This is a genomic window from Thermodesulfobacteriota bacterium (genome assembly GCA_030583865.1).
Taxonomy (GTDB): domain Bacteria; phylum Desulfobacterota; class GWC2-55-46; order GWC2-55-46; family GWC2-55-46; genus UBA5799.
Map to the genome: position 1 here is coordinate 547,157 of CP129479.1, position 24,773 is coordinate 571,929.

The 24,773-nt window shown below is 57.9% G+C and carries 35 protein-coding genes; 21 read left to right on the forward strand and 14 right to left on the reverse strand.

The window, feature by feature from the left end:
• Positions 1 to 105 precede the first annotated feature (105 nt).
• The gene (locus QY316_02550) at positions 106 to 837 is read left to right on the forward strand and encodes an ABC transporter ATP-binding protein (GenBank protein WKZ33304.1); all 732 of its coding nucleotides are present in this window, start codon (positions 106 to 108) and stop codon (positions 835 to 837) included.
• Positions 834 to 1,631 (forward strand): ABC transporter permease, encoded by a 798-nt coding sequence (locus QY316_02555; protein WKZ33305.1) that lies wholly within the window; start codon positions 834 to 836, stop codon positions 1,629 to 1,631. The genes QY316_02550 and QY316_02555 overlap by 4 nt, the downstream gene beginning before the upstream one ends.
• Positions 1,632 to 2,202: 571 nt before the next feature.
• Here the strand turns inward: QY316_02555 and QY316_02560 are convergent.
• The 4 genes from QY316_02560 to QY316_02575 form a co-directional block, all read right to left on the reverse strand.
• Positions 2,203 to 2,550: a rhodanese-like domain-containing protein gene (locus QY316_02560; GenBank protein ID WKZ33306.1), complete on the reverse strand. Its 348-nt coding sequence runs from the start codon at positions 2,548 to 2,550 to the stop codon at positions 2,203 to 2,205.
• 174 nt (positions 2,551 to 2,724) lie between these two features.
• Positions 2,725 to 3,261 carry an O-acetyl-ADP-ribose deacetylase gene (locus tag QY316_02565; protein ID WKZ33307.1) on the reverse strand — a complete coding sequence of 179 codons (537 nt, stop codon included), beginning with the start codon at positions 3,259 to 3,261 and terminating at the stop codon, positions 2,725 to 2,727.
• A 32-nt stretch (positions 3,262 to 3,293) separates the two neighbouring features.
• Positions 3,294 to 3,863, reverse strand: a complete 570-nt coding sequence (locus tag QY316_02570; protein ID WKZ33308.1) for a methyltransferase domain-containing protein — start codon at positions 3,861 to 3,863, stop codon at positions 3,294 to 3,296.
• Positions 3,863 to 4,336: a DUF4149 domain-containing protein gene (locus QY316_02575; protein ID WKZ33309.1), complete on the reverse strand. Its 474-nt coding sequence runs from the start codon at positions 4,334 to 4,336 to the stop codon at positions 3,863 to 3,865. Before QY316_02575 ends, QY316_02570 begins: the two co-directional genes overlap by 1 nt.
• A 181-nt stretch (positions 4,337 to 4,517) precedes the next feature.
• On the opposite strand from QY316_02575, the gene QY316_02580 reads away from it, so the two are divergent.
• Positions 4,518 to 4,694 carry a DUF1328 domain-containing protein gene (locus tag QY316_02580; protein ID WKZ33310.1) on the forward strand — a complete coding sequence of 59 codons (177 nt, stop codon included), beginning with the start codon at positions 4,518 to 4,520 and terminating at the stop codon, positions 4,692 to 4,694.
• A 232-nt stretch (positions 4,695 to 4,926) separates the two neighbouring features.
• Here the strand turns inward: QY316_02580 and QY316_02585 are convergent, their stop codons facing one another.
• Positions 4,927 to 5,313: a hypothetical protein gene (locus tag QY316_02585; protein ID WKZ33311.1), complete on the reverse strand. Its 387-nt coding sequence runs from the start codon at positions 5,311 to 5,313 to the stop codon at positions 4,927 to 4,929.
• Between the two features lie 289 nt (positions 5,314 to 5,602).
• Here QY316_02585 and QY316_02590 point away from each other — a divergent pair, with 289 nt between their 5' ends.
• The 9 genes from QY316_02590 to QY316_02630 all read left to right on the forward strand — a co-directional run bounded on the left by QY316_02590 (position 5,603) and on the right by QY316_02630 (position 12,931).
• Positions 5,603 to 5,995, forward strand: a complete 393-nt coding sequence (locus tag QY316_02590) for a hypothetical protein (GenBank protein WKZ33312.1) — start codon at positions 5,603 to 5,605, stop codon at positions 5,993 to 5,995.
• A complete protein-coding gene (locus QY316_02595) occupies positions 5,982 to 6,281 on the forward strand; it encodes a YtxH domain-containing protein (protein WKZ33313.1) in 300 nt (99 codons plus the stop codon). Before QY316_02590 ends, QY316_02595 begins: the two co-directional genes overlap by 14 nt.
• 158 nt (positions 6,282 to 6,439) lie before the next feature.
• Complete coding sequence (locus QY316_02600) at positions 6,440 to 7,540, forward strand: fructose 1,6-bisphosphatase (GenBank protein ID WKZ33314.1); 1,101 nt, start codon at positions 6,440 to 6,442, stop codon at positions 7,538 to 7,540.
• Positions 7,541 to 7,578: 38 nt separating this feature from the next.
• Complete coding sequence (locus tag QY316_02605) at positions 7,579 to 8,634, forward strand: AIR synthase family protein (protein ID WKZ33315.1); 1,056 nt, start codon at positions 7,579 to 7,581, stop codon at positions 8,632 to 8,634.
• Positions 8,635 to 8,653: 19 nt separating this feature from the next.
• Entirely contained in the window at positions 8,654 to 9,190 is a 537-nt protein-coding gene (locus QY316_02610) for a BCAM0308 family protein (GenBank protein WKZ33316.1), read from the forward strand.
• A 24-nt stretch (positions 9,191 to 9,214) separates the two neighbouring features.
• On the forward strand, positions 9,215 to 10,228 hold the full coding sequence (gene amrS, locus QY316_02615) for an AmmeMemoRadiSam system radical SAM enzyme (protein WKZ33317.1): 1,014 nt from the start codon (positions 9,215 to 9,217) through the stop codon (positions 10,226 to 10,228).
• A gap of 678 nt (positions 10,229 to 10,906) precedes the next feature.
• Positions 10,907 to 11,215: an MTH1187 family thiamine-binding protein gene (locus QY316_02620; GenBank protein ID WKZ33318.1), complete on the forward strand. Its 309-nt coding sequence runs from the start codon at positions 10,907 to 10,909 to the stop codon at positions 11,213 to 11,215.
• 5 nt (positions 11,216 to 11,220) lie between these two features.
• Complete coding sequence (gene rtcA / locus QY316_02625) at positions 11,221 to 12,171, forward strand: RNA 3'-terminal phosphate cyclase (protein WKZ34064.1); 951 nt, start codon at positions 11,221 to 11,223, stop codon at positions 12,169 to 12,171.
• Positions 12,172 to 12,331: 160 nt separating this feature from the next.
• Entirely contained in the window at positions 12,332 to 12,931 is a 600-nt protein-coding gene (locus QY316_02630; protein ID WKZ33319.1) for a MarC family protein, read from the forward strand.
• Positions 12,932 to 13,412: 481 nt separating this feature from the next.
• On the opposite strand, the gene argC is transcribed toward QY316_02630, so the two are convergent.
• From argC to rplM, 3 genes are all read right to left on the reverse strand, one after another.
• Complete coding sequence (gene argC, locus QY316_02635; GenBank protein WKZ34065.1) at positions 13,413 to 14,441, reverse strand: N-acetyl-gamma-glutamyl-phosphate reductase; 1,029 nt, start codon at positions 14,439 to 14,441, stop codon at positions 13,413 to 13,415.
• Between the two features lie 81 nt (positions 14,442 to 14,522).
• Positions 14,523 to 14,912 carry a 30S ribosomal protein S9 gene (gene rpsI, locus QY316_02640; GenBank protein WKZ33320.1) on the reverse strand — a complete coding sequence of 130 codons (390 nt, stop codon included), beginning with the start codon at positions 14,910 to 14,912 and terminating at the stop codon, positions 14,523 to 14,525.
• A gap of 28 nt (positions 14,913 to 14,940) precedes the next feature.
• Entirely contained in the window at positions 14,941 to 15,369 is a 429-nt protein-coding gene (rplM, locus tag QY316_02645; protein ID WKZ33321.1) for a 50S ribosomal protein L13, read from the reverse strand.
• 176 nt (positions 15,370 to 15,545) lie between these two features.
• Here rplM and ligA point away from each other — a divergent pair, with 176 nt between their 5' ends.
• Positions 15,546 to 17,555, forward strand: a complete 2,010-nt coding sequence (gene ligA, locus QY316_02650; protein ID WKZ33322.1) for an NAD-dependent DNA ligase LigA — start codon at positions 15,546 to 15,548, stop codon at positions 17,553 to 17,555.
• Between the two features lie 67 nt (positions 17,556 to 17,622).
• Here the strand turns inward: ligA and QY316_02655 are convergent, their stop codons facing one another.
• From QY316_02655 to QY316_02670, 4 genes are all read right to left on the reverse strand, one after another.
• On the reverse strand, positions 17,623 to 18,078 hold the full coding sequence (locus QY316_02655) for a hypothetical protein (GenBank protein WKZ33323.1): 456 nt from the start codon (positions 18,076 to 18,078) through the stop codon (positions 17,623 to 17,625).
• A gap of 130 nt (positions 18,079 to 18,208) precedes the next feature.
• Positions 18,209 to 18,688, reverse strand: coding sequence for a flavin reductase family protein (locus QY316_02660; protein ID WKZ33324.1), 480 nt, complete (start codon positions 18,686 to 18,688; stop codon positions 18,209 to 18,211).
• Positions 18,675 to 19,457 carry a DUF3047 domain-containing protein gene (locus QY316_02665; GenBank protein WKZ33325.1) on the reverse strand — a complete coding sequence of 261 codons (783 nt, stop codon included), beginning with the start codon at positions 19,455 to 19,457 and terminating at the stop codon, positions 18,675 to 18,677. Before QY316_02665 ends, QY316_02660 begins: the two co-directional genes overlap by 14 nt.
• A 165-nt stretch (positions 19,458 to 19,622) precedes the next feature.
• Positions 19,623 to 20,120 (reverse strand): ribonuclease H-like YkuK family protein, encoded by a 498-nt coding sequence (locus QY316_02670; protein ID WKZ33326.1) that lies wholly within the window; start codon positions 20,118 to 20,120, stop codon positions 19,623 to 19,625.
• 188 nt (positions 20,121 to 20,308) lie between these two features.
• Between QY316_02670 and QY316_02675 the strand changes: the two genes are divergently transcribed.
• Together QY316_02675 and QY316_02680 are read left to right on the forward strand one after the other, a co-directional pair.
• Positions 20,309 to 20,518, forward strand: coding sequence for a helix-hairpin-helix domain-containing protein (locus tag QY316_02675; protein WKZ33327.1), 210 nt, complete (start codon positions 20,309 to 20,311; stop codon positions 20,516 to 20,518).
• Between the two features lie 19 nt (positions 20,519 to 20,537).
• Complete coding sequence (locus QY316_02680; GenBank protein ID WKZ33328.1) at positions 20,538 to 20,792, forward strand: hypothetical protein; 255 nt, start codon at positions 20,538 to 20,540, stop codon at positions 20,790 to 20,792.
• A gap of 10 nt (positions 20,793 to 20,802) precedes the next feature.
• Here QY316_02680 and QY316_02685 read toward each other — a convergent pair whose 3' ends face one another.
• Together QY316_02685 and QY316_02690 are read right to left on the reverse strand one after the other, a co-directional pair.
• Positions 20,803 to 21,249 (reverse strand): hypothetical protein, encoded by a 447-nt coding sequence (locus QY316_02685; protein ID WKZ33329.1) that lies wholly within the window; start codon positions 21,247 to 21,249, stop codon positions 20,803 to 20,805.
• A gap of 110 nt (positions 21,250 to 21,359) precedes the next feature.
• Entirely contained in the window at positions 21,360 to 21,572 is a 213-nt protein-coding gene (locus QY316_02690) for a hypothetical protein (protein WKZ33330.1), read from the reverse strand.
• A gap of 24 nt (positions 21,573 to 21,596) precedes the next feature.
• Between QY316_02690 and QY316_02695 the strand changes: the two genes are divergently transcribed.
• The 6 genes from QY316_02695 (at position 21,597) to QY316_02720 (ending at position 24,747) form a co-directional block, all read left to right on the forward strand.
• A complete protein-coding gene (locus tag QY316_02695; GenBank protein ID WKZ33331.1) occupies positions 21,597 to 22,016 on the forward strand; it encodes a 3TM-type holin in 420 nt (139 codons plus the stop codon).
• A gap of 4 nt (positions 22,017 to 22,020) precedes the next feature.
• Complete coding sequence (locus tag QY316_02700) at positions 22,021 to 23,361, forward strand: hypothetical protein (protein WKZ33332.1); 1,341 nt, start codon at positions 22,021 to 22,023, stop codon at positions 23,359 to 23,361.
• Positions 23,362 to 23,370: 9 nt separating this feature from the next.
• Positions 23,371 to 23,634 (forward strand): hypothetical protein, encoded by a 264-nt coding sequence (locus QY316_02705; GenBank protein WKZ33333.1) that lies wholly within the window; start codon positions 23,371 to 23,373, stop codon positions 23,632 to 23,634.
• On the forward strand, positions 23,634 to 23,759 hold the full coding sequence (locus tag QY316_02710; protein ID WKZ33334.1) for a hypothetical protein: 126 nt from the start codon (positions 23,634 to 23,636) through the stop codon (positions 23,757 to 23,759). Before QY316_02705 ends, QY316_02710 begins: the two co-directional genes overlap by 1 nt.
• Complete coding sequence (locus QY316_02715; protein WKZ33335.1) at positions 23,759 to 24,313, forward strand: hypothetical protein; 555 nt, start codon at positions 23,759 to 23,761, stop codon at positions 24,311 to 24,313. The genes QY316_02710 and QY316_02715 overlap by 1 nt, the downstream gene beginning before the upstream one ends.
• A 200-nt stretch (positions 24,314 to 24,513) precedes the next feature.
• Positions 24,514 to 24,747, forward strand: a complete 234-nt coding sequence (locus tag QY316_02720) for a hypothetical protein (GenBank protein ID WKZ33336.1) — start codon at positions 24,514 to 24,516, stop codon at positions 24,745 to 24,747.
• Positions 24,748 to 24,773 lie beyond the last annotated feature (26 nt).

Genomic DNA, 24,773 nt, shown 5'->3' on the forward strand with positions numbered 1-24,773 from the left:
CCTTTGAGCCGGCGCATTGTTTTGCGGTAGAATGCGGTAGAATAGGTTATACAACGCGCCTGACCGCAGCTCTGAAATAGCCGGTCCGGGCCGAGGGTTTATCGGATGAGCGCTATAGTCGAGGTAAAAGGGCTAACAAAGGTATTCAACAGGCGGAAGAAGGCCGTGGACGGCATCTCCTTCGAGATGCGCGAGGGCGAGATACTCGGACTTATCGGCCCGAACGGCGCCGGGAAGACCACCACCCTTCAGATGCTCCTCGGCCTCACTACACCCACCTCCGGCGAGATACGGATATTCGGCCTCGACATAAACACCCGGAGAGAGGAGATACTCCGGCAGGTCAACTTCTCGTCCTCCTACATATCCCTGCCGTATTCTCTCACGGTCGAGGAAAACCTGACGGTCTTCTCCCGACTCTACGGCGTGAGCGACAGGAAGGAGAGGATACGGGAGCTATTAACCGTCTTCGAGATAATCGAAATAAAGGACATGCCGACCCGCAGGCTCTCTTCCGGCCAGATAACGAGGGTGTGCCTCTGCAAGGCGCTCCTCAACAGGCCCAGGGTGCTATTCCTTGACGAGCCCACCGCGAGCCTCGACCCCGACATGGCCGACAAGACGAGGAGCCTCCTCAAGAAGATCAAGAAAGAGGAGGGGCTCTCGATACTCTATACATCCCACAACATGAAGGAGATGGAAGAGATGTGCGACAGGGTCATATTCATGGACAAGGGGAGGATAATCGCCGTCGGAGACCCGGAGAGCATACTCCGGGAGTTCGGGGGCAGGACCCTTGAGGAGGTGTTCATAAAGATAGCGAGGCCGGGGAAGTGAGCCGCAGGCGACAGAGGATACTGGCCTACACCATGCGCCATCTTTATCTCTACAAGAGGAGCCTCCCGAGGCTCATGGAGATACTCTACTGGCCGGTACTGGACCTCCTCGTGTGGGGTTTCGTGACAGTATATCTATCGCGGCAGGAGGGGTCGGTGCCGGGGTTCGTCACCTTCTTCATAGGCGCGCTGATACTATGGGACCTCCTCTTCAGGAGCCAGCAGGGCATATCCGTGTCGTTTCTCGAGGACGTATGGTCGAGGAACCTCCTCAACATATTCGTAAGCCCGCTGAGCGCGACGGAATACATACTGTCGCTCCTTTTCCTCAGCACCATAAAGCTCGTCCTTACCGCGACGGTAATGGTAACGCTAGCATGGCTCCTCTATGCCTTCAATATATTCGCTCTGGGGCTTACGCTCGTGCCGCTCGTCCTTAACCTGATCGTGATGGGATGGGCCGTGGGCATACTGACGACCTCCCTTATACTCAGGTTCGGGCAAGAGGCCGAGGTGCTCGCCTGGGGTGTCGCGCTCCTCTTCCAGCCGGTATCGGCCGTTTTTTATCCGGTCGAGGTCCTGCCGTGGTTCCTCCGCGCCGTGGCCAACTACATACCCGCGGCGCACGTCTTCGAGGGCATGCGGTTCGTCCTCAACACGGGCCAGTTCCCGGCCAGGGAGGTGGCGGCCGCAGCCGCGCTGAACATCGTCTACATCGCGCTTTCAGTCCTTTTCTTCTACTGGAACTTCAGTGTTGTGAGGAGGAAGGGGCTTCTTGCGAAGGTCGGCGAATAAACGTGCGCTAAGGCTTGAACCACGGGTTAGTTGCGGAAAAAGCCCGAAAGTGTCATTCTGAGGAGCCGAACGGCGACAATTCTTGCAGGACGGCAAAAATTGAATGCGAGCCTCCTGGCGAGGCAGCCCGATAGGTCAAGCTCCGGGACGGGGCGAGAAAGAATCGATTAACCTTGTGCAAAAAAACCTTTTAGCGCGCTGCCGCGCTTTCGGGCATTAAGGCTCCGCGCACTTTACGCATCCATCCTCCGGGCTCGGCCCCTTTTGGCCCCTCGCTCCTGCTGCCCCGCCTTATATGCCCCCGGGGTTGTTTTGAAAGGCAAGACAAAACAGAGCGGGGTGCGCTCCACGCACCTTTGTTTTGCATTCAACAAATCCCGGAGGGTAAGGCGTGCGTAGAAATAAGGGAGAGGAACGTGAACGGGCCTGCCTAGATTCTTCTCGTCGCTTCACTCAGGGCTTCGGCTCACACGCTCAGAATGACAGCTAAGACACTCTTTCAGCACCCTTAAAAGGCCGTCCCGGCAGGCCGCGTTTTCTTCGAGACCAGCCGGAACGGCCCGGGAAGGGGCTATGCCGCCTTCCCTTTGTATGCCTGCCCCTCGATGCAGTACCCTGCTTCCTTCCACTCCTTTATCCCGCCCTCGTACCTCCAGATGTCGCTGAAGCCGAGGGAGTCGAGCTTGTCGGCGGCTATGGCGCTCGCGACGCACCGCGGGCCGGAACAGTAGAGGACCACGGTGTCGTCCTTGTTCAGGATATTGAGCGCGTCCCTGCCTATCGTCGGGGCTGGGATGTTTATGGAGCCGCATATGTGCTCGTATTCGAAGTCCTCCGGGTCGAGCACATTTACGAGGACGAAGCTCTCGCCGCTGTCCATCATCTCCTTGAGCTCTTCCCTTGTCAGGTCCCTTACCATGGACGGTTACCTCCTGCGCGCCGTTTGAAACCCTTCGATTGCCCGGAAGGGAATGCAGCGCAAGACAAGCCTCCCGGAGCGGAAATTCAGTTCAGCAGGGTGTTGAAGAACATCCCGCTAATTGACTATAGCCGCTTCCGGAGGGTATTTCAACGCAGGCCATGTATTTGGGGGCTATTCCGTAAGCGAGAGGAGGGTCCGGCTGTATACGTCGTAGTCGGAATCGGAAAAGAGGACGAAACGGACGAGGTCCGGCCTGTTCTTGTTATCCATTGTGAAATCCAGCACAGTTGAAAGGGCGGTCTTTGAGGCAGCTTCCACGGGGTATCCGTATGCGCCGGTGCTTATGGAGGGGAACGCTACGGACTTGAGGCCATTTTGAACGGCGAGCTTCAGGCTTTCCCGGTAGGCGCTCTCAAGGAGCATGGGCTCGTTATGGAGGCCGTCCTTGTATATCGGGCCGACGGCGTGTATCACGAATTTTGCTCGGAGTTTTCCGCCCGTGGTGATGACGGCGCTCCCGGTCGGGCAGCCGCCTATCTTCCTGCACTCTTCCATTATGGCGGGGCCGCCAGCCCTGTGAATAGCGCCGTCAACGCCGCCGCCGCCCGCGAGCCGTGAGTTCGCCGCGTTCACGATCGCGTCTGTATCCTGCAGGGTGATGTCCCCCTTCACGAGAGAGAGCCTGGCGCCTTCGACGATTATCTCCAATACGGTCCTCCGGCGGTCTTTACTTCATTATATCAAACAGGCCGTCTCGCAAGGATACGGTAATGAGAGGGGTTGAGCTTTGAGGATTGGACCACGTCGAAGCCCGACTCTTCGACAAAAGACCTGGCATCCCCTGCCGATACGCGCTCTTCGAGAGGCGGGCCCTTGTCCTCGGCCTTTTTCTCCCAGTCAAGGAGAAGCAGCGTGCCTCCGGGCTTCATTATCCTTCTTGTCTCGCGAAGGAGGCGGCTCTTGTCCACGGTCTCGTGGAGCACGAACGCCATCAGCGCGAAATCAGCGGTAAAGTCGGCCAGCGGGATCTCGTACTCCTCGGATTTCATGAGGATTACGTTGTCAGGAGGGTTCTTCCTGTCCCTGAGGTATATGAGCATGTCCGCCTGTGTGTCTACCGCAAAGGCCATGCCGGTCGGGCCGATGATCCTCGCGGCGGGTATCGTGAAGAAGCCCGGGCCCGAGCCTATATCGGCAAAGGCCTGGCCTGTCCGCAGGCCTGATTCGCGCAAGAGCCGCTCGGGAGACAGGTCCTTTTCCCTTTCCGCGCTCATGAGCCTTTCGAGGTGCTCCGGGCTGAATTTGTGCATCAGAAGCCTCCGGTCCTGAGATAGGTGGCGAACAGGACTATAAGCAGGGCTATTATGAGGTTGGTCCTCCCGAATATCTTTGCGAGCCTCGAATAACCCGGCGAGCTCCGCGCCCTGGGGCCGAGCCAGAAGTCGTGGACGAGGCTCGATATTACTATGAGCGCGACCAGCGCGAGCTTTGCGGCAAGCGCCTGGCCGAAGCCCGTTGAGTGGAGGGCCGGGTCGATAATTCCGGAAGGCGGGATTGCCCAGAGGTAGTAAAGCATCACGGGGCCGGTCACGAGGAGCGTGACTATGGCCACCCAGCCCCAGAACCTGTACTTCTTGCCCACGACCTGGTATATCTGCGACTTGGCCTTGGGGTCAGGCACGCTCTTCAGATACGGTGCAATGACGATCACGAGGAAGAGCATGCCGCCTACCCAGAATATCGCGGCCAGAATATGGAGGAGAAGAGCTGCCTGAAGGATCATTCCAAAATGCCTCCTTTAATAAGTGTGTGTATAATATATCTTATTCCCGAGCGCCTTTCCATGACGTTAATCATCTGCTGACGGCCAAACCAGGGCCGCATTGACCGGCCCATACTTCCGGGACGGCAGGGCAGGCGCGGAACACAGGGTCTTGATATAATTAAATCAGGAGGTGAGGGAAATGCTCGGCTGGGCTTTGACTTTCCTGATAATAGCCATAATAGCGGGGCTTTTGGGTTTCACCGGCATAGCCGGCGCGGCAGCCTGGATAGCACAGGTTCTTTTCGTCATGGCGCTCGTCATCTTTCTGGTTTTCCTGTTCCTCGGGTATTCCGGGTACAAAAAGATAACGAAATGACCTGAAACCTCCGCCTGAAACAAAAAGGCCTTGCATGCCTAAGGCATGCAGGGCCTTTTTGAATTCCCTGACAGGCTGCTGAAAGTCCATATGCGTCGAAGGCTACGCCGCTGGCTACGAAGGCGGCGTACACGAAAAGTACGCCTCATTCCTCGCTCCCCTATTCCAACTGGGGCCTCGCATCTGGAGCTGTTGAGCAGCCTGAATAAAAACGGAGTTTTTCAGCAAGCTCCTAAAATCTTATACGCACAAGGTCGATACTTTCTATCTTCTCGACCATGTCAAGCTTCTCATCGTAGAGCTTCTGCGCCTTGACCACAGGGACCCCGATTTTTATTGTGCCGTCCTTTTCCACCTCGGCGAAGGACGAGTCATGCACGCTCCGGCCGATGCCGTAGGCGGCGCCGACAAGGACGCCTATGGCCGCGCCTGTCGGTATATACTCGATGTGGTCGCCGGGGTCGTCGGTAAGGAACATCACGGCAGTGCCCAGGAGGCCGCCTATGAGGCCGCCGTAGATGGAGTCCCTGAGGGTCCTCTGCATGGTGTCTTCTGCGAAAGCAGAGGTCGCGGAGGCGAAAAAGGCGACTGCCATGAAAAGAGCTACGATCTTTCTCATTATTATTACCCTTATGCGCCCGAGCGCTTTGAAACGGTGCCTTGGAGAGAAACGGATGACTGCCGCTCTCAAATATGATACAGTACGGAAACGAATTCTGTCAAGCGGTTAATCCCGTCTTAAACTGAGGGGACCAGCCGCACCCTTCCACATCCGGTTAAGGGCCGTCCGCGAGCGGACGGCTTCCTATCAAAAATTATAATAATTTTGAATAGTTACGAGCCAGGCGCGCGTCCCTGGAAGACTTGACATAAGTTTAATCATAGATATACTGAGAACAGGAGGGGAGATGACGATAAGTGCCGATATTTTCGACCTCGCTATCTTTTTAATCGGTTTAGGTTTTTTCATCATCGCAATAGCATTGATCCCCGCCGTTCTGCAGCTTAAAAGGACCTTCAAGGCGGTAGAGGACCTTACGCTCGAGGCGAGGAAGTCCGTCGAGATAATGAACTTCATAGGTGAAAAGGCCAAGGACCAGGCCGCTGACATAGAGGAGCTTCTGGCAAGGTTAAAGGAGTTAGGCATCAAGGTCACCGGCCTTGGCGAGCTCCTGGTCGACAACGTCAAGCTTCCGCTCATAAGTTTCCTCAGTTTCCTTTTCGGGGCCGAGGAAGGCCTGAGGAGGTTTTTCCGCAGGGACGCAGAAAAAAAAGGAGGGGAAAAAGATGAACAACTCTAAGGGCGTGGCCATGGCTTTCCTCATAGGCGGGGTTATAGGCGCGGGGCTTGCCCTGCTTTTCGCCCCGTCCTCCGGTTACGAGACCAGGAGGAGGATAAAGGACAGCGTTGAGGACGCAGGCGACTGGACCGTGGACAGGTACCAGGACGCGCGCTATAAGATGGCCGAGTCGTCGGGCAAGGTAAAGCAGTTCATAGGGGAGAAGAAAGAGGACCTCCAGTCAGCCTTCGAAGCCGGCAAAGACGCCTTTCAGAAGGGCAAAGAGCGACTTACGAGGGAATCGTAAGCAAAAGGCCCTGATATACAGGCACTCAAGAGCGCGGACCTGGGCAGGGCCCCGTTCCTCACGCTTATGCATCGCCCCACATCTTCGCCAGAGCGGAACCTGGTCCGGTTTTGAGAGCCGGCCTGCCTTGAGGTGCGCCTAAATGAGGAGCGGGGCTGATGGCTGACGAGCTGGTCACATTGAGCGTTTTCACCGCGGACGTCGGAGGGTTCGTCGGGCACGCGAGCAGCCACCCCGACGTGCTCGACACCGCAAGGGAAAGGCTCCAGGCGGCCCGTGGAAAAGGCAGGATAAAGGACTTCCACATCCTCCGGTGCGGCGACGACCTGAGCCTCATTATTTCCCACGCTGGCGGGCTCAATGACAGGGCTGTGCACGGGCTTGTCTGGGATACCTTCACGGCATGCAGGGAGACTGCCGAGGAACTCAAGCTATACGCGCCCCGCAGGGGCATGCTCGAGGACTTCGCGGGGAACGTGCGGTACATGGGCCCCGGCGTCGCCGAGATGGAGTTTGCCGAGCGCACAAGCGAGCCAGTCCTCGTCTTCATAGCGAACAAGATAGTGTCGGGCTCGTGGAACCTGCCCCTTTTCAGGGTCTTCGGCGACCCGTTCAATACCTCCGGACTCGTATCAGACCCGGCCATGCTGAACGGGTTCACCTTCAGGGTTCTTGACTTGAGGGAAAGGCATGCGATAGACCTCAAGACCCCCGAAGACCTGCACCTCCTCCTTGCGCTCATAGGCTCCACCTCGAGATACATCATTGCATCCGTAACAAGGAACACCGACGGCGAGATAGCGGCCGTCATATCCTCCGAGAAGTATGACGTCCTCGCCGGGACCGTATGCGCGGGGTGCGAGCCGGCTATGGTCGTAAGGTGCCAGGCGGGCCTGCCCGCGGTCGGTGAGGCGGTCGAGGCGTTCGCTTTCCCATATCTCGTGGCGGGCTGGATGCGTTATTCCCACATAGGCCCGCTCATGCCGGTGCCTTTTTACGAGGCCCACGCGACGCGGTTCGACGGCCCGCCCAGGGTCATCGCGGCCGGATTCCAGCTCTCGGGAGGCCGCCTCATAGGGCCCCTCGATATGTTCGACGACCCTGGTTTCGACCGGGCCAGGAAGGTCGCGAACGAGACGGCCGACTACCTCCGGAGGCACGGCCCATTCAGGCCGCACAGGCTTCCGCAGGAGGAGCTCGAGTTCTCCTCCATGCCCATAGTCCTCGAAAAGGTCAAGGAAAGATTCAGGAAGATATGAGGGTGAGGCGTCCCCGTCTTCCCCGCACGCCTGGGACGATGGCGCGAAGGCCGGCCCGGAAAGGCGGCGTCCCGGGAAGGAAGGGCGGACACCTGCCTGCGGGCAAGCTGCCGACCGCGCTCCTGGATAGGCTCCTTAAGAAGTATTCCGTTACCGACCCGAGCGTCGTCGTAGGCCCGGCAATAGGCATCGACGCCGCGATAATAGATTTCCCGGGAGAGTTCCTTGCGGCAAAGTCCGACCCCATAACTTTCGTTGCCGAGGACATCGGGTATTACGCCGTTCATGTAAACGCGAACGATATCGCCGTGATGGGCGGCACACCGAGGTGGTTCCTGGCTACGGTGCTCCTTCCCGAGGGGAAGGCTACGGCCAGGATGGCTGAGAGCGTATTCTCCCAGCTTAAGAAGGCCTGCAAGGACGCGGGCCTTTCGCTATCCGGGGGCCATACCGAGATTACCGGAGGAATAGACAGGCCCATGCTCGTCGGCCATGCCCTGGGCACGGTGCCCCGGGAGCGCGTCATAACCGCCGGAGGGGCAAGGCCCGAGGACGATGTAATACTCACGAAGGGGGTAGCCATCGAGGCCGCGAGCATAATCGCAAGGACCCTCGGGGAGGACCTCAGGAAGGCCTTCTCTCCTTCCTTCATAAAGAGGTGCAGGGACTACATACGAAGGCCCGGGCTCAGCGTCGTAAAGGACGCGAGGGCGGCCCTTTCGGCAGGCAGGGTGAACGCGATGCACGACCCTACCGAGGGAGGGCTCGTGGCGGGCCTCCATGAGCTCTCCATAGCCTCAGGCGTCCGGATCGCCGTGGAGCGGGACCTTATACCGATACTGCCGGAATCCAGGGCGCTTTCGGAATACTTCCGCATAGACCCGCTCGGGTCCATCTCTTCCGGAGCGCTCCTCCTCGCCGCCCCTCAGGAGGATTCCATTAGCATAAAGAAGGCCCTGGCTTTCGAAGGCATAGCCTCCGCAATAATAGGGCGCGTGGAGGGCAGGGGCAGGGGCGTAAGGATCATCGAAAACGGGAAATCAAGAACCCTTCGGCCTTTCGATAGAGACGAGATCGCCAAAATATTGCTATAATCAAACAGGAGCCTATATCATGCCAAAAAAGGCTGGCAAGGGCCTGATGCAGAAGGCAGCGCACATGATAAGGAGGAAGGCCATAGACCCTGGAGGGGACCCGTATCTCAATAAGGAGGCCCCGAAGGACATGGCCCTCTGCAAAAGGTGCGGGGCCGTATACCACGAGAAGAGGTGGTATGGGAGGGAGGGTCTTCCGGAGAAGCTTCAAAATAAGCCTAATACCGACCTGGTCTTTTGCCCCGGCTGCCAGAAGTACCGGGACAAGTACCCCGGCGGCTATCTGACGATCGAGGGCAGCTTCGTCGAGGAGCACGGGGACGAGATAGTGCGCCTCATAGAAAACAAGGAAGACAGGCAGATATATATAAACCCGCTCGAAAAGGTCATGGATATAAGGCGGCGGGACGGCCGTATAGAGGTCGAGACAACGACTGACAAGCTCGCCCAGAGGATAGGCCTTATCATCCAGAAGGCGTTTAACGGCGAGATAGCTTACAAGTGGAGCACTGACAACAGGATCGCAAGAGTCGTGTGGAGGAGGGACGATTCTTAGCTTTCCGGAGAAGGGCTTTCGAAGATGACGATGGAAGCAAGGCTTTACAGGAAGGTCGAGGGAGGCCGCGTACTCTGCGGCCTTTGCGCTTTCCGGTGCCGGATAGAGGACGGCAGGCACGGGGTTTGCGGGGTGCGGGAGAATATCGGGGGCGTCCTTTACACGCGGACATGGGGAAAGGTCGTTGCAGGGAACATCGACCCGGTGGAGAAAAAGCCGCTGTACCATTTCCAGCCCGGATCGCTCTCCTATTCGATAGCGACAGTCGGCTGCAATTTCAGGTGCCTTCACTGCCAGAATTCCGAGATATCACAGGCGCCCAGGGAGAGGAAGGTCTCCTCGGGCGAGGAGACCTCGCCCGAGGAGATAGCGTCGGAGGCTTACGAGACGGGCTGTTCGAGCGTTTCCTACACTTATACCGAGCCGACGATATTTTTCGAGTTCGCGGAGGACGCAGGCGCGCTGGCCAAGGGAAAGGGCCTCAAGAACATCTTCGTGACGAACGGTTACATGACCCGCGAATGCCTTGACGAGCTCGAAGGCCTGCTGGACGCGGCGAACGTGGACCTCAAGTCCTTCAGCGATTCGACTTACAGGAAGGTGTGCGGCGCAAGGCTCGCCCCTGTGCTGGAATCTATCGAGCGGATGCGCGAGCTGGGGATCTGGGTCGAGGTTACGACCCTCGTAATCCCCGGCATAAACGACAGCGAGGAAGAGTTGCGCGAAATCGCCAGATGGATCCACCGGACGGACAAGAGGACGCCCTGGCACATAAGCGCGTTCCATCCGGCTTACAAGATGGCGGACGTCCCGCCGACGCCCGTGGAGAAGCTCGAAAGGGCCCGGGACATAGGTCTCGAAGAGGGGCTCAGGTACGTCTATACCGGGAACATACCCGGCCACAAGGGCGAGTCGACCTATTGCTATAATTGCGGCGCGCTCCTCATCGAGCGGCTCGGCTTCAGGGTCAAAAATAATTTCATAGCCGAGTCGAAATGCCCGAAGTGCGGCGTTGTGATTGACGGGGTAGAGCTTTAAATCCGATTTGACTTAGAGCTCTTTATGGAATCCTTTTCCGCGCTGCCGCGCGGTTTTCGAGGGTAAGGCTCACTTGCTATCATCCTCCCCCACCCCGTGAAATGAGCCCTTTATTCGCTTCGCTCATCCAGCCCCGGCTCATTCACGCTCTTCCACCCTTATGCTGCGCTCCCTTACCCTCAGGGGTTTGTTTAAGACAAAAAACTCTGCTACGAGTAGCGCGATTGCGTTTCTTGTTCATCTCTTAAAACAACCCGGGGGGCATAAGGCGGAGCGAACATAGGGATGGGGGAGGGGCGGGCGAGGCGGGGCAGCAGGAGCGAGGCCAAAGGCCGAGCGACATAAGGGCCGGGCCCGGAGGAAGGAGGCGGATAGTGCGCGGAGCCTTATGCCCAAAAAGAGCGCGGCAGCGCGATAAAGGTCTTTTGCGACATGTTTGAATAAGAGAGGATAGCAAGCGAGTTTTCCCCTCAAAAAACTGCACGGCAGCGCGGAAAAGGCCTTTTACCATGCACGCCATTCAAGAGAATAAAAACCGCAAATCCTTCCAAAAAGCCGCGTTCTCAATCCACCTGCTATAATTGAATAAACGGCTTCGCATGGATTGCTGGAGGGGGTGGCGCTCTGCCCCCGACTAAACCAATAGCCTGTGCCCTGCGGGGCGGAAGGAGGGGCGAGATGCTTGCTGAGTTCAGCATAATGCCGATAGGCAAGGGCGAGAGCATGGGCGACTCGATCGCGAGCGTCTTGAAGATCGTAGACGAGAGCGGCCTTCCCTACAAGGCGAACGCGATGGGAACGGTCGTCGAGGGCGGATGGGACGAGGTAATGGGGCTCATAAAGAAATGCCACGAGGAAGTGCTTAAGACCGCGCCCAGGGCCACGAGCACAATAAGCCTCGACATAAGGCCCGCAAAGCCCGACGACCGCCTTGTCGAACGGCTAAGGAGCGTCGAGAGGCGACTCGGCAGGGAGGTCAAGAAATAATAGAGATAGACGGGAGCTACGGCGAGGGCGGGGGGCAGATGGTCCGCTCCGCCCTCGCCCTCGCTTCCCTTACAGGCCTTGCCGTGAAGGTTTATGACATCCGGGCGGGCAGGGAGTCGCCCGGGCTCAAGCCGCAGCACCTCCTGAGCGCCAGGGCCGCGGCAAATGTAACAGGCGGGGTCCTCAAGGGGGCCGAGCCGGGGTCAATGACTCTCGAATACCTGCCGGGCAGGCTTAAGCCCGGCAGGTATTCTTTTGACGTCGGCACGGCAGGGTCGACCGGGCTCGTCTTTCAGGCTGTACTGCCGGCGCTCCTCTTCGCGGGCGGCCCGTCGTCAGTCAGCATAGGGGGCGGCACGCACGTGCCCTGGAGCCCGGTTCCCGAATACATCGAAGAGGTATTCCTCGGGGCGGTCCGGCCAATGGGGCTTGAGGTCTCGTTGGGGATGCGCCTGCGCGGATATTACCCTGCCGGGGGCGGCTTGATCGAGGCGGATATCAGCCCGGTCGAGAAGCCCCTCTCCCGCATATCCATAAGAGAGCGCGGCAGGCTCAAGGGGCTTAAGATATTTTCAGCCGTCTCCAACCTGCCGTTAACGATCGCGGAAAGACAGCTCAAGGAGGCCCTTTCCGCCCTTCAAGACTTCTCAGGCCTTATCGAAGCCAGAGCATTGGATGTGTCGTCAGGGGGAAGGGGCACTTACGTCTTCGTCCTCGCTGAATTCGAAAACGTAAACGCAGGCTTCACCTCGCTCGGGGGCAGGGGCAAGAGGGCCGAGACCGTCGGAAGCGACGCGGCTGAAAGTTTCCTTCACTATGTGAAGAGGAGAGGCGCGCTCGACAGGCACCTTCCGGACCAGTTGATCCTCTTCGCTGCGCTGGCAGGCGGCACGTCTTTCTTTACAGCTTCCGAGATAACCAGCCACCTCCTTACCAACATACATGTCATTGAGTAGTTCCTGCCTGCCCGCTTCCATGTGGAAGGGGCCCTCGGGGGCGAGGGCTCGGTCAGGGTGGAAGGGGTCTCGTTTAAAAAGCCATGAAAGTTGGTGAAATCATCCCAGGCACTCTGGTATCCTTTGAAGGAATCCAAAAGAAACGGAGATTTTCATTCCGATGGAACCTGCCGCGTCGTTCATGCATGATTTTTTCCTTGTCCTCATCCCGCTCTTTGTCGCGATGGAGCCCGTGGGTTTGATACCCATCTATCTCTCGATGACGAGGGCCATGGACGAGGGGCAGAAGAGGAACGTCCTCTTCTATTCGGTCGTGACCGCCGCGGCCATTACCATAGCCTTCCTTCTGGTGGGGAGGGCGGTCTTCCTTGCCCTCGGCATAACGATATCCGATTTCCAGATAGCCGGCGGCCTCATCCTCCTTTCAATAGCCATCGTCGACATAGTCCATACCGCAAGGATGGTGCCGGGCGTGCCGGTAACCATCGGCGTCGGGATAGTGCCCATAGGCACCCCCCTCATAGCAGGGCCAGCGGCGCTTACAACACTTCTGATGCTGAGCGACCTCTACGGCTTTACCGTAACGCTCTCGGCGCTGCTCGTGAACCTCGTCATCGTCTGGCTCGTATTCTTCTTTGCCGAAAGGATAGTGGGCTACATAGGGGAGAACGGCGCGCTTGGGGTCTCGAAGGTGATATCCCTTCTCCTTGCGGCGATCGCCGTCATGATGATACGGAGGGGTTTGGAGACGCTCTTCTGACAGGCTGCTGAAAAAAACCAATCTGCTGCGTCGTCTTCAAAGTTCGTCATTGCGGCGTACCGAAAAAGTGCGCCTCATTCCTCACTTTTCGACTCCTTGCATCTAGAGAGCTTTTTGAGCAGCCTTCATGTGATTTTGAGTTTTTCAGCAACCCTGTTAAGGCAACCACTAAAAAAATGATCTTTTCCCCAGACTCCTGTGTCAGGCCGGGACAAAAATGCTCACGTATTATCATATATGCTTATTCACGGCCTTCCTTGACTGGAAAAATCTCCAATTTTAGAGAAACGGTCAGAAACCCCCGGCCTTTCAAGGCCGGGGATGAATGGCCGCCCGTAGCGAAGCCAGCGTAAGCTGGCGTAGCGGAGGCAATATCGCCTCACGGGTTCCCGATACCCCGGCCTTCAGGCCGGGGAGCGGTTCATAGGTTGCCTTGGAGCCGGAGGAGATAAACAAGGCCGGGGTCAAAAGCCCCCGGCCTTTAAATGGAAAGCGGCGGCGTAAGGAGGGCCTTTTCCTCGGGGAAGCCGAACATCAGGTTCATGTTCTGCACGGCCTGCCCTGAAGCGCCCTTGACGAGGTTGTCGATGGCGGAAACTACGATGACCCTTTTCCGGTCGGCATAGAGGCCGATGTCGCAGAAGTTGGACCCGCGCACCTGGCTTATGTCCGGGAAGGAGCCTTCCGGCAGTAGCCTTACGAACCTCTCGCCAGAGTAGAAATCCCCGTAGAGCGAAAAGAGGGCGGATGAGGTCAGTTCTTCCTTGAGCCCCGCGTAGGCGGTAGTGAGTATGCCTCTCGATGCCGGTATGAGGTGAGGCGTAAAGCGCACCCCGAGCGGGCCTCCTGCCGCGGTTGAAAGTTCCTGCTCAATTTCAGGCGTGTGCCTGTGGCAGCCGACCTTGTAGGCCTTGAAGCCCGAGGCGACCTCTACGAAAGAGGTCTCGACGGCAGCGTTCCTTCCGGCCCCGGACACCCCGCTTTTGGAATCAACTATGACCGTGCCTTCGGCGAGGAGGCCCTTTTTCGCAAGGGGCGCAAGTGCCAGCACCGCGCTCGTCGGGTAGCACCCGGGGTTTGCCACGAGGCGCGCCCCTTTTATCTCTTCCCTCTTAAGCTCGGGAAGCCCGTAGACCGCCTGCGAAAGAAGATTGACGGACTTGTGCTCCCCGTACCACGCATTGTACACGCCGGGGTCGCGGAGGCGGAAATCCGCGCTCAAGTCGATGACCCTCGAGCCCTTCATTAGCTCCGGCACGACCTCCTGGGATGCGCCGTGAGGCATGGCGCTGAAGGCAAGGTCGGCCTTCACTGCCTTCACGTTACCGGGGTCGCTGAAGACAAGTTTGTCGTAAAAACCCCTGAGGGCCGGGAAGACCTCGGGCACTGCCTTGCCTTTATATTGCCTGGACGTGGCCTCAACCACCTCTGCCCCGTCGTGCCGGGCAAGTATCCTCAGAAGCTCAAGCCCGGTATATCCGCTCGCACCGAAGATGGCGACCTTCATCAGAACCCTCCGAAATAAATGCGACTCCAAAATAAAAAAGGGGAAGGCCGGACCGGCCTTCCCCTAAAGGACGAATACAGGTAATTACCTCTTGGAGAACTGGAACCGTTTCCTTGCGCCCTTCTGTCCGTACTTCTTCCGTTCCTTCATCCTCGGGTCCCTGGTGATGAGGCCCGCCTTCTTCAAAACACCCCTGAAGGACTCGTCGGCAAGGCAGAGGGCCCTTGCTATGCCGTGCCTTACGGCGCCCGCCTGGCCGCTCTCGCCGCCGCCGTTCACGTTGGCGATGACGCTGAACTTCCCGGAGGTCTCTGTAAGGTTAAGGGGCTGCCTTACGATGCTCCTCAGGGTGTCGCGGCTGAAGAAGTCGTTCACGCTCTTCCTGTTTACGGTTATATCGCCGGCCCCGGCAAGGAGCCTTACCCTTGCGACCGAGGTCTTGCGTCTGCCGACTGCGCTGAATATGTCTGCCATTTACCTTCTCCAGAAATAAATTGAATTCTTATTTGGCCAGGGCGACGGGGCCCTGTGCCTGATGGGGGTGCTTGTCCCCGGTGTATACCTTGAGCTTCTTGAACATGTCCCTGCCGAGCGGCCCCTTGGGGAGCATGCCCCATACCGCTTTCTTTATGACCTCTTCCGGCTTCCCGGACGAGAGCTTCTCGAGCGGGACGGACTTCAACCCGCCGGGGTACATGCTGTGGTGGTAATAGACCTTGCCGGTCATCTTCTGGCCGGTAACGGTTATCTTCTCGGCGTTTACTACGACGACGAAGTCCCCGGTGTCGAGGTAAGGGGTGTAAGTGGGCCTGTGCTTGCCCCGGAGCACCGTGGCTATGCGGGTCGCGAGCCTGCCGAGGTTCTCCCCCTTGGCGTCTACAAGGTACCACTTCTTCGCGTTTGCGTCTACTTTCGGAATGAATGTCTTCATCTTAGTCCCCGAGTATCAATTTGAATTCTAAAATTTAAAGTATTCGGAGGACTTTGTCAAGGGTTAATTTCCGGGCCGCCGGGAGGAGGTCCGATACGGGCCCGGTCCGGCCAGCCCCCGGACACCCGCCAAACCCAGATTGACCAAGGGCCGGGTGTGTGCTAAGTATATCGTCCATGGACGAAAAAGCCGCCAGGGCCGAGATAGACCGGCTGAGAAAAGAGATAAATTACCATAATTACCGCTATTATATCCTGGATAGCCCCATAATAACAGATGCCGAGTACGACCGGCTCATGAAGGCCCTCCAGGACCTTGAAGCGGCATTCCCTCGCCTCATAACTCCGGACTCCCCGACCCAGAGGGTGGGGGAGAAGCCCCTTGCGGCCTTCGGGACTCTCAAGCACTCCATGCCCATGCTATCGCTGGGGAACGCGTTTTCCGACGAGGACGCGGTCGAGTTCGACCTGAGGATCAAGCGGCAGGCTAATCTCCCTCCTGACGAGAAGATTGAATACGTGGGCGAGCCCAAGATGGACGGGCTCGCGGTGGAGCTGGTATACGAGAACGGCTTATTTGCCAGGGGCTCCACCAGGGGCGACGGCGTCGTTGGCGAGGACGTTACCCAGAACCTGAGGACCATACGCTCGGTGCCGCTTAAGCTAAAGGGCAAGGCCCCTCAGTATCTCGAGGTGCGCGGCGAGGTCTTCCTGCCTCTTGAGGCGTTCAGAAAGATAAACCGGGAGCGCGAATCAAAAGGCGAGCCGCTTTTTGCGAACCCGAGGAACGCGGCCGCCGGGTCGGTGCGGCAGCTTGACCCGAGGATTACGGCTTCAAGGCCCCTCGACATATTCTGCTACGGGCTCGGCCTTGCCGAGGGCGTGGAGATAAAGACCCATCTCGAGTCGCTTGAGCTCATAAAAAGCCTCGGGCTCAAGGTGAACCCGTTCGTAAGGCGTCTTTCCGGGATAGAGGAGGCCCTCGGATACCATAATGAGATAGAGGAGAAGAGGGAGGGGCTAAACTACGAGCTCGACGGCGTGGTCCTTAAGGTGAATAGCATCGCTCTTCAGGAAAAACTCGGCATGCTCACGAGGAGCCCGCGCTGGGCGGTCGCGTACAAGTTCGCTCCAAAGCAGGAATCGACCCGCGTAAAGGACATAGCAGTGGGCGTGGGGAGGACCGGGGCGCTTACGCCTGTCGCGCTCCTTGAGCCTGTCCAGGTCGGCGGGGTTACAATCGAGCGCGCCACCCTCCATAACCTCGACGAAGTAGAGAGGAAGGACGTGAGGCCAGGGGACACCGTCATCGTGCAGAGGGCAGGGGACGTGATACCCGAGGTCCTTTCGGTAATTAAGGAAAAGAGGCCTTCCGGCGCAAAAGAGTTCCGTATGCCGGAGGATTGTCCGGAGTGCGGTTCGAAGGTGGAGAGGGTCGGGGCCATACACTACTGCACAGGGGGGCTACTCTGCCCGGCGCAGCTGAAGGAGAGCATCAGGCACTTCGCCTCGAAAAGGGCCATGGACATCGAAGGCATGGGGGATAAGCACGTAGAACAGTTCGTTGAGGCGGGACTCCTCAGGGATGTGGCCGACATCTACGTCGAGCTTACGCCGGATAACCTCCGTAACCTTGCCAAATGGAAGGAAAAGTCCATATCCAACCTCATGACGGCAATTGAAAAGAGCAAAAAGCCCACGCTTGAGAGGCTCATCTACGCCCTCGGCATAAAGGGCGTGGGCGAGCGGCTCGCGATTGTGCTGGCAAAGCATTATGGGTCGATTGAAAACCTCATGAAGGCCAGCGAGGAAGAGCTTGTCAACGTGCCGGAGATAGGCCCTGGCACCGCCAAGGCGGTGGTCGATTTTTTCGGGGAGCCGCACAACCGCCAGGTAGTCGAAAAGCTCGGGAAGGCCGGGGTGGCATTCCCCAAAGAGGAGGAGAAGGGAGGGGGCCCGCTTGCGGGCAAGGTCTTCCTCTTTACCGGGACGCTCGAATCGTTCACGAGGGACGAGGCAAAGGACCTCGTATTGTCGCTCGGCGCCGAGGCAGCCGGGTCTATATCGAAGAAGGTCGATTTCGTCGTGGCCGGCAAAGAGCCCGGCTCAAAGTACGACAAGGCCAGGGAGCTGGGTCTCAGGATAATAGACGAGGACGAGTTCAGGAGGATGGTGGGGAGGAAATAGGCGGGGCAGCCATAAAAGCCCCTTGTACGCCGCCCCATCCATCCCGGCTCGTCTTTCGCCCCCGGGCCTATTCCTGTATGACCGTTATTATCCTTGCCGGGTCCTCGGGCGAGCCGAGCGCGATTATCCGCGAGCCCTGGAGGTCTTCGGCGGGAAGGGACGCAAGGCTTTCCCAGCCCTCTTCGCCTACCCTCCTGCATTCCCCCTGGCTGCAGAAGTCCACTGCCGCCCGGTTGCCGATGCTTAAGGGCACGGAAACGCCCTCGGGCCCAAGAAAGCCCGGGACCTCGGATTGGAGCACCATCGTCCGGTTTTCAGGGTCCATTTCCCCGAGGTTACCGGCGTACATCGTCTCGTAGAATATCTCCCCCCCGAACTGCTCAAGGAAAGATGGCTTCTGGACCTGCGATGGCACGCCCGCCACATAGTCTTCGAGCCCGCCGAAATAATAGGCGCCGCCCTCCGAAGGCGCGAATACGATTAAAAGAGGGAAGATAAGCAAGGCCTTGAGCTTTTTCATCATCCCGGACCTCCTTTGTTGTAGCAGATACCCGGATGGCGCGGCGATGCGCCTCGCATATGCTATTCCCTAATTGTAGCAAAGATTTCAGGCCAGGGCGGGGAGGGTTGCCGGTCGTGCGGGATATGCGGGCTTATTTGAAAAAATTCTCCCTCTCGTAGATGAGCGGCTTCGCCCCTTGCCTCCTCACGCCGGCTTCCAATACCTCGCCGATGAAGAGGGTATGGTCTCCGGCATCATGGGACGAGGCGACCCTGCAGTCGAGCCATGCGGCGCATTCGACGAGGACCGGAGCGCCGGTTGCCTTTATTTCGTACTCTATCCCGGCAAATTTGTCTGTCTTCCTCCCGGTCTTGAGGCCGAAGTGCTTCCCGATGCTTACGTCCTCCGGGCCGAGTATGTTGACCGCGAATATTCCCGCATCCCTTATGAGGTCATGCGAGAACCGGGCCTTGCCGACCGAGACGGTCACGAGGGGCGGGACGAACGAGGCCCTCGCGACCCAGGCTGCCGTGAGCGCGTTGGCCCTGCCCTCATGCACGGTGCTTATTACATATACACCGTGGCTTATGAGGCCCTGGGCCTTTGATATCTCCTCCTTAACGCTTGACATCCGCGCCTCCGTCCGGTTTCCCGAGCGTTATGTCTCCATAGTACGCCACTGCCCTGCTCTTCGTGTTGTCGGTGTCCGTCATCAGCGCTATCCCTGCAATGGCCGGGGGCTCCTCCCCGAAGAGGCTCCTGTAGTCCTCGAGTACGTTCCTTTGCTCATGCACCCAGCTGCCTGAAAGCTCGGGGCCGCTCTCGACGGCCACCATCATCATGCTCTCGCTGAAGGGGCTTCTGATGGCCTCGCCCTTACCGAGCCCGCCAGCCCAGACATAGGCTATGGTATTACCGGTCGCCTCAAGGCCCAGGACCGTCTTTGCGAGCGCCTGCTTGAGTTTATCATAAGAGCTGGCCTTATCGGGCTCGTACTCGAATATCACGCAGAGTCTTGCCGCGTAATCGTCGCCGTCCCTCGTCCTTTCGTCCCCGGAAAGCACGTTCTCGACCTTCCATCTCCATGAGAGGAGGGGGAACTCCCCGGGGTCGGCGCTGAATTTCATATAGAGGGCGGAAGCCCCGTGCTCGCTCTCCGCCATAAGGGCCTGGTTCCCGCTATTCTCGACTATCCTGTACGTTGTGCCTTTCTTCTGCGGGAAGTCGAAAGGGACCCAGTCCCTGGGCAGCCCGGTCGCCGGGTCAGGGTTTGAGAACGTCTCCTGAAAGGCGTATCTCATGGCTCCGGCATGGATGGAGACGGCTGACGCGAGTATTGAGAAGAGGAGCGACGCGAAAAGGAAAAACGAAAAGGGACGCTGTGAGGGCCTGGATCGCATGAGTTTTCCCTGTCGGATTTCAGTTTTTTCGGGTATTGCCGTCGGGTCTGAAGAGATGTTTTTGAAGCCGGTCGTAAACCACCCCGGCCTTTCAGCCCAGGGATGAAATAACCGCTCGTGCTTGAAACTCGGTTCTCCGGTTATTCTGTATTTTAGTCCAGGTGGTCATTTCGAGTGCCTGTCTGCTACCTTGCTTGCCCCGAAAGAGTCGGGCTTGGTCCTTGCGGCGTAACCTGAGCCTGTCACCATGCCGACCACTTCCCTTATTATCTCCCTGGTCTCGCCGTTCTCGCCGATGTCGAGGTGTATCTCGAGCGGCAGGTCCTTGAGCCCCTTTTCGTTCAGCATCTTCCGTAGCACTGACGCAAGCTCTATGCTCATCGTGGCCTCGTAGAAGATGCGCTGCTTGAGGCTCTCCATCTTTCGTCGCTGCGACTTCTTGTAGAAGTACCTGCCGCCGTGCCCGACCCGGTGGACGACCACGGCGCTTACGAACAGGGTCTCGCTGTTGAGGAAGGAATCGGTTCCGATTATTACGTTGTAGGTCTGGTCCGGGCTATCGCTGACGTACTCTATGACCTTCTCGAACATTTCATCTATGCCAAGACGGCCGAAGGTGGGACTTGTGAAATCCTGGAAGCTCCTGTGGCAAGTAGATTCCATCAATAAATCTTACAATAAAACTCCTTTAAAAACAACGGGTTTTTAATAGGGTTCAGTCTCCGAAATTGTAAGCCTCTTCCGGGCGATGTTGAACATCCTCAGGGACCTGCCTATAGTTATTATAGGCGTTGGAATTAAAGAATGAAAGGCATATGGATTACAAGGAACCCGAGCAACTGGAGGGGCGGATGGCTTTGAACCTTAACACTGCCAGCATGGAAGACCTTGCGAATATCGGCGGTATAAGCAGGGAGAGGGCCCAGCTGCTCCTTGACTACAGGGAAGAGTACGGGGAGTTCAGGACCTGGGACGACGTAAGGAATGTGCCGGGCTTTTCCCAGCAGGTTGTCGAGCAGCTTAAGAGGCAGGGAGCTGCCTTCAAAGGGAGGAAGAGATAAGGAAAGGCGGGAGGGCATTATGCCCAGGTTTAGAAAAAATACGGTAAAGGGGCAATTCGACGAAACCGGGACCGTTCCGAAGGTAGAGTCTCCCGGGCAGTACAGGGGCGCTCCTGAAGAGAAGGTCCCGGCACCTGAGACATACATGGACATCGAGCACGGGCACGGGCCAATGGGCTTGAGGAGGCTCGGCAAGAAGTTCCTGCATATAAAAAGGAACCTCAGGAAGAAATACGACCGCAACAAGGCCCTGTTCGGGGGCTGGCGCTTTTAGCGGAATTAATCTAGAACCTTACGAGGAACGCAAGGAAGTTCCATCCCATGTTGTGGTCATCATGCGCGTTGGAAAAGTGCGTAAATTGTACGCGGAACCGCTCTCCAAGGTTTACTCCGGCCCCGAGCGAAAAATTGAAATGCGTCCCGTTTACCTCGCTTATTTTCGATATGTAGGCGCCCCCGAGGTTCAAGTCCCATTTCCCGCCCGGCAGGACGTCATAGTCCACAGCCAATGAGGTGTTCGAGCCGAACGGGCCGTCCCAGTACATGGCCTGCGCGCCGAGCCGCGTTTCCCTGTGGTCGTACCTGAGCACCACGGCGTTTGTCCAGGACGCCTTTATGAAGTCGGCGGCATAACCCGCGGAGACCTCGGCTCCCGCGCTATCATGGGTTGATATCAAGGCAAGCAGGGACGCGAAAAGACAGAAGGCGATCCTTCGTATCCTCTGGCTCATCCTCGGGCAATGGTTCCTTTCGCGATTTGGGCATAAGGCAACATCTGAAAATTGATCTTTTCCCCGGACTCTGTGTAGGTCACGCTAATTAAATGCTCACATATTTACATTTATGCTCCGCTTTTTATTTCCCCCCTTCCGGGAAAGGCGGGGATAATTTCTGATTTAGAGGTTGCATAGCTTATTATAGCCGATTTCAATAGTTTGTATTCAAGCCTTCCTGCATTTCCGTCCATCCCCCTTAATAAAAATCCGGGCAAGGCCATGAAATACGGACGGTCTTTCGGGGCAAGGCGGAATTTATGCACCAGGCTTATATCCAAGCTGCAAAGAAGGACGCATACCCGATGCCTGAGCCGGTCGTCGCCAGCATAGTCCAGGGCACCCTCGGAAGGGTCATAGACAAGCTTGCGGACAAGTACCTGCCTTCCTCGTTAAGCGAGAAGGAGAGGGAGGAGTTCCGCATAAGGGCCCTGGAGCTTGCACTGAAGGAGGCCGAGACCGAAGCAAGGGCCCTCGAATCGGTCAACGCCACTATCAGGGAAGAGGGCAGGAGCGAGCACTGGATGAGGTGGTCCTGGCGCCCGCTTATCGGGTTCACGTTCGCTGGTGTCATCGTCAATAACTACATATTTCTGCCTTACTTCAGAAGCCTGGGCCTGCAGCCAATCGACATACCCTCCGGCATATGGGAATCGATGCTGGTGATACTGGGCGTTGCCGCCGGCACCAGGGGGCTCGAGAAGTGGGCCCGGGAAAGGAAGTGAACGGATGGCGCTCTCAACCCCGTCAAGAGGAATGACCTCCGGGTCGTCCCCTGGACAATCGCTCGAATGGAACGGCTTCATCTGGGTGCCCCGGATGTCGGCCGGCCAGTCATGGCCTGAGGTCGCCTATGCGGGAAAAACGCATTACCGTACCGACAGGGACATAGCATACACCCGGAACTCATCGGGGGCATGGGTGCCTGTCGGGTCCTTCTCCGGAATGAGCATCTTCGTCGACCTCGAGAACGGGACCGACGACGCGGACCACGGCTTCGGGGCGGGCAGCGGCGCATTCGCATCCATCCAGTATGCGGTCGATTCCATTCCAGGCTTCCTGAGCGGAGACGTCCTCGTAAATTTGAGCAACGCTACATTTGCCGAAGACGTGGCCCTCGGAGGAAAGTATTTTACCGGCCCGTATACGCTGACCGTAAGGGGCGAGCAGGCGATAGAACTTTCCGAGACGGTTGCAACCGGCGGAACGAGCGGGAACGCCGACAACCAGGGCACTCTCGTGAAAACCGGGGCAGGATGGGCGATTGACCGATTCAAGAACATGTGGGTGCGCTTCACGGATGATACGCCCACGACAGCGCTCCGCGGGCAGGAATATCTGATAGACACGAACACTTCGGACACCCTCAGCATCTGCAATACCTTCCAGATAGGGATAAGGGGCTCGACAGCTGCGGCACCGGTGAATGGCGAGAAGTTTTCCATATACAAGGAAGGCACGAAATGGGGCATGGGCGGGAGCGGGCAGGCCTACCCGATATGGGTCAAGCCCTATCAGGCCAATGTCGTTTTCCACAGGATAGGATTCCGTGAAACTGTCCTCACTCCGCCGTCATACTTCATAGCCTGCGACGTGGGCTCAAACGTCGTCATGCAGGCCTGCTCGGACGTGTTGACCACCAGGATACTCAATATCTACGCATACACCGCCACCTTGATGCTCAAGGACTGTTACGTATTTACGGATATATCAGGAGGCAGGGGCGTATCAGTCCTTGTCGGGAGCACCGTCGATATCGAAGGGACCAGGGTCAGGGGGAACGGGACGGCAGGCAGCAGCTGGGCCGTATTCTGCCAGCAGAACGCGACCGTAAGGGTCTTAAGCGGCATTTTCGAGAACTGCAACAGGGCTTTCAACATGCGCTTCGGCGGCATAGGGAGTTTCGTCGGCAGCCCGGCCATACAGGGGAAGGCCCGCGTGAGAAACAGCACTACGGGGATATTCGCCGACACGGGCGCGGCCTTCGGGGTGACCTCGCAGTTCATCTTCTCCGGCAATACTACGGACAAGAACCCGTCAGGCGCATCCGACCCGGCGTACATAGATTAGGGGGTGGTGATGAGGCTTCTTTTCAATGCGGATGACGGAGAGATTTATTACGCCGTGCCGGAAAGGGATTGGTTCTGGTTCGCCCACACGACCAACATCCTCCTGTCCGAATTAGACATAGACGAGGTCGCGCCGGAGAACAAGGACATCTGCATGGACTTGAGGCGCGTTGCCGGGAAAGCCGATTCGGAAGGCAGGGGCAAGTACTACGTGGGATCGGGACAGCTGTATGAAAGGGAAGGGTGGGTTGAAGAAATGGTGGAGGTATACTGATGGCTGAAAGGCCGGTAATTATCGTCAGGGACGAGGACAAGGCCAGGCTTCAGGCGCCGGTCTGGACGCCCCAGGAAAGAGACGAAGCTCTGAGGATGCTGTTGAAAAAAGCGGTGGCCGGATAATGGCGAACGTTAAGCTCATCGAGCATTACGGAGATACGGGGCTCTCCCTGCATCTGAGATTGTTGCGCCTTTCGGATTTCTGGCTCCTCGACCCAGGCGACGGCGTTTTCAAGGCCGCGCCGGAGATGCCCTTCTCTCCCATGCCCGAGGACGGCACAAGAAAAGGGGAGTATGCGCTTTCGGAGAGCAGAGAGGAGTGGGAGGACGGGGAATACACCTTCGCGGTACGGAGGCAGGCCGGAGAGGCCCCGGCCTACATCGACCCGGTAGTCGGCTGCGGGAAGTTTTCCATCAAGGACGATAGGGAAGTCGTGCTGGACGTGAACCCTTCGACTAGGCTTGCCTCTATGGAATATGAGCCCCCGGATAACTTGGGCATAAGCGTCGTCCGCGAGGCCGTAACGACCCTCCGCAAGCACGCTACAAACAGGATGACCGAGGCCGACAACGGCGACGGCACAAGGACCTTCACCTACTTCGACGACGACGGCACTACCCCCGTCCTTACCTATTCCTACAGGACCGCCGAGAAGACGAGGGAAAAGGCGACATGAGCATCTCACCGGCTTTCCACGGGTGGTCGTCCGGGTATCTGAAGCCCGCCTTTTTGGGCTGGGAGCGGCATGAAGCTATTGCGTCAAATACGGCGGCGGGGAGGCTCGTCCACCATGGGCGCCTCATTTCAACATGCGCCCACGCAGGGTCAATTGCCCGCCTTGCGCACCAATCCCGCCATGTCTCTGGGATAAGCCCTATGGCGGCAAGCCATCAGATCGCGACCCATGCCGGGTGCCCGAAGGCGGTTTCGTCCGGGGACAATCCCGTGAAGGCCGTGCGCGGCAAAATGGCGCTTAAGATCTCCGCGCCGCTTGATACAGCCGCAATATCGATAAAGGAGGGAAGGGTCCCGCTGGTCTGCAACGGAGTCGATTCAACCTCAAAGGCGGTAAGGGACTCCGGGGACGCGCACCCGGCAGTAACCAGGTGAAAGCCCGAAATAAAGAAGGGGCAGCC

What these genes read in the sequence shown, in the direction of transcription:
- QY316_02660 (WKZ33324.1), bottom strand. Translation starts at nt 18,688, where the DNA reads ATGTCAAGCGTTAAGGAGGAGATATCAAAGGCCCAGGGCCTCATAAGC.
- QY316_02600 (WKZ33314.1), top strand. Translation starts at nt 6,440, where the DNA reads ATGGCTGACGAGCTGGTCACATTGAGCGTTTTCACCGCGGACGTCGGA.
- QY316_02595 (WKZ33313.1), top strand. Translation starts at nt 5,982, where the DNA reads ATGAACAACTCTAAGGGCGTGGCCATGGCTTTCCTCATAGGCGGGGTT.
- QY316_02715 (WKZ33335.1), top strand. Translation starts at nt 23,759, where the DNA reads ATGGCGAACGTTAAGCTCATCGAGCATTACGGAGATACGGGGCTCTCC.
- QY316_02585 (WKZ33311.1), bottom strand. Translation starts at nt 5,313, where the DNA reads ATGAGAAAGATCGTAGCTCTTTTCATGGCAGTCGCCTTTTTCGCCTCC.
- QY316_02560 (WKZ33306.1), bottom strand. Translation starts at nt 2,550, where the DNA reads ATGGTAAGGGACCTGACAAGGGAAGAGCTCAAGGAGATGATGGACAGC.
- QY316_02575 (WKZ33309.1), bottom strand. Translation starts at nt 4,336, where the DNA reads ATGATCCTTCAGGCAGCTCTTCTCCTCCATATTCTGGCCGCGATATTC.
- QY316_02675 (WKZ33327.1), top strand. Translation starts at nt 20,309, where the DNA reads ATGGCTTTGAACCTTAACACTGCCAGCATGGAAGACCTTGCGAATATC.
- ligA (WKZ33322.1), top strand. Translation starts at nt 15,546, where the DNA reads ATGGACGAAAAAGCCGCCAGGGCCGAGATAGACCGGCTGAGAAAAGAG.
- QY316_02590 (WKZ33312.1), top strand. Translation starts at nt 5,603, where the DNA reads ATGACGATAAGTGCCGATATTTTCGACCTCGCTATCTTTTTAATCGGT.
- QY316_02710 (WKZ33334.1), top strand. Translation starts at nt 23,634, where the DNA reads ATGGCTGAAAGGCCGGTAATTATCGTCAGGGACGAGGACAAGGCCAGG.
- QY316_02620 (WKZ33318.1), top strand. Translation starts at nt 10,907, where the DNA reads ATGCTTGCTGAGTTCAGCATAATGCCGATAGGCAAGGGCGAGAGCATG.
- QY316_02705 (WKZ33333.1), top strand. Translation starts at nt 23,371, where the DNA reads ATGAGGCTTCTTTTCAATGCGGATGACGGAGAGATTTATTACGCCGTG.
- QY316_02655 (WKZ33323.1), bottom strand. Translation starts at nt 18,078, where the DNA reads ATGATGAAAAAGCTCAAGGCCTTGCTTATCTTCCCTCTTTTAATCGTA.
- rpsI (WKZ33320.1), bottom strand. Translation starts at nt 14,912, where the DNA reads ATGGCAGACATATTCAGCGCAGTCGGCAGACGCAAGACCTCGGTCGCA.
- QY316_02720 (WKZ33336.1), top strand. Translation starts at nt 24,514, where the DNA reads ATGGCGGCAAGCCATCAGATCGCGACCCATGCCGGGTGCCCGAAGGCG.
- QY316_02610 (WKZ33316.1), top strand. Translation starts at nt 8,654, where the DNA reads ATGCCAAAAAAGGCTGGCAAGGGCCTGATGCAGAAGGCAGCGCACATG.
- amrS (WKZ33317.1), top strand. Translation starts at nt 9,215, where the DNA reads ATGACGATGGAAGCAAGGCTTTACAGGAAGGTCGAGGGAGGCCGCGTA.
- rplM (WKZ33321.1), bottom strand. Translation starts at nt 15,369, where the DNA reads ATGAAGACATTCATTCCGAAAGTAGACGCAAACGCGAAGAAGTGGTAC.
- QY316_02580 (WKZ33310.1), top strand. Translation starts at nt 4,518, where the DNA reads ATGCTCGGCTGGGCTTTGACTTTCCTGATAATAGCCATAATAGCGGGG.
- QY316_02605 (WKZ33315.1), top strand. Translation starts at nt 7,579, where the DNA reads ATGGCGCGAAGGCCGGCCCGGAAAGGCGGCGTCCCGGGAAGGAAGGGC.
- QY316_02680 (WKZ33328.1), top strand. Translation starts at nt 20,538, where the DNA reads ATGCCCAGGTTTAGAAAAAATACGGTAAAGGGGCAATTCGACGAAACC.
- QY316_02550 (WKZ33304.1), top strand. Translation starts at nt 106, where the DNA reads ATGAGCGCTATAGTCGAGGTAAAAGGGCTAACAAAGGTATTCAACAGG.
- QY316_02695 (WKZ33331.1), top strand. Translation starts at nt 21,597, where the DNA reads ATGCCTGAGCCGGTCGTCGCCAGCATAGTCCAGGGCACCCTCGGAAGG.
- QY316_02630 (WKZ33319.1), top strand. Translation starts at nt 12,332, where the DNA reads ATGGAACCTGCCGCGTCGTTCATGCATGATTTTTTCCTTGTCCTCATC.
- QY316_02670 (WKZ33326.1), bottom strand. Translation starts at nt 20,120, where the DNA reads ATGGAATCTACTTGCCACAGGAGCTTCCAGGATTTCACAAGTCCCACC.
- QY316_02665 (WKZ33325.1), bottom strand. Translation starts at nt 19,457, where the DNA reads ATGCGATCCAGGCCCTCACAGCGTCCCTTTTCGTTTTTCCTTTTCGCG.
- QY316_02685 (WKZ33329.1), bottom strand. Translation starts at nt 21,249, where the DNA reads ATGAGCCAGAGGATACGAAGGATCGCCTTCTGTCTTTTCGCGTCCCTG.
- QY316_02570 (WKZ33308.1), bottom strand. Translation starts at nt 3,863, where the DNA reads ATGCACAAATTCAGCCCGGAGCACCTCGAAAGGCTCATGAGCGCGGAA.
- QY316_02700 (WKZ33332.1), top strand. Translation starts at nt 22,021, where the DNA reads ATGGCGCTCTCAACCCCGTCAAGAGGAATGACCTCCGGGTCGTCCCCT.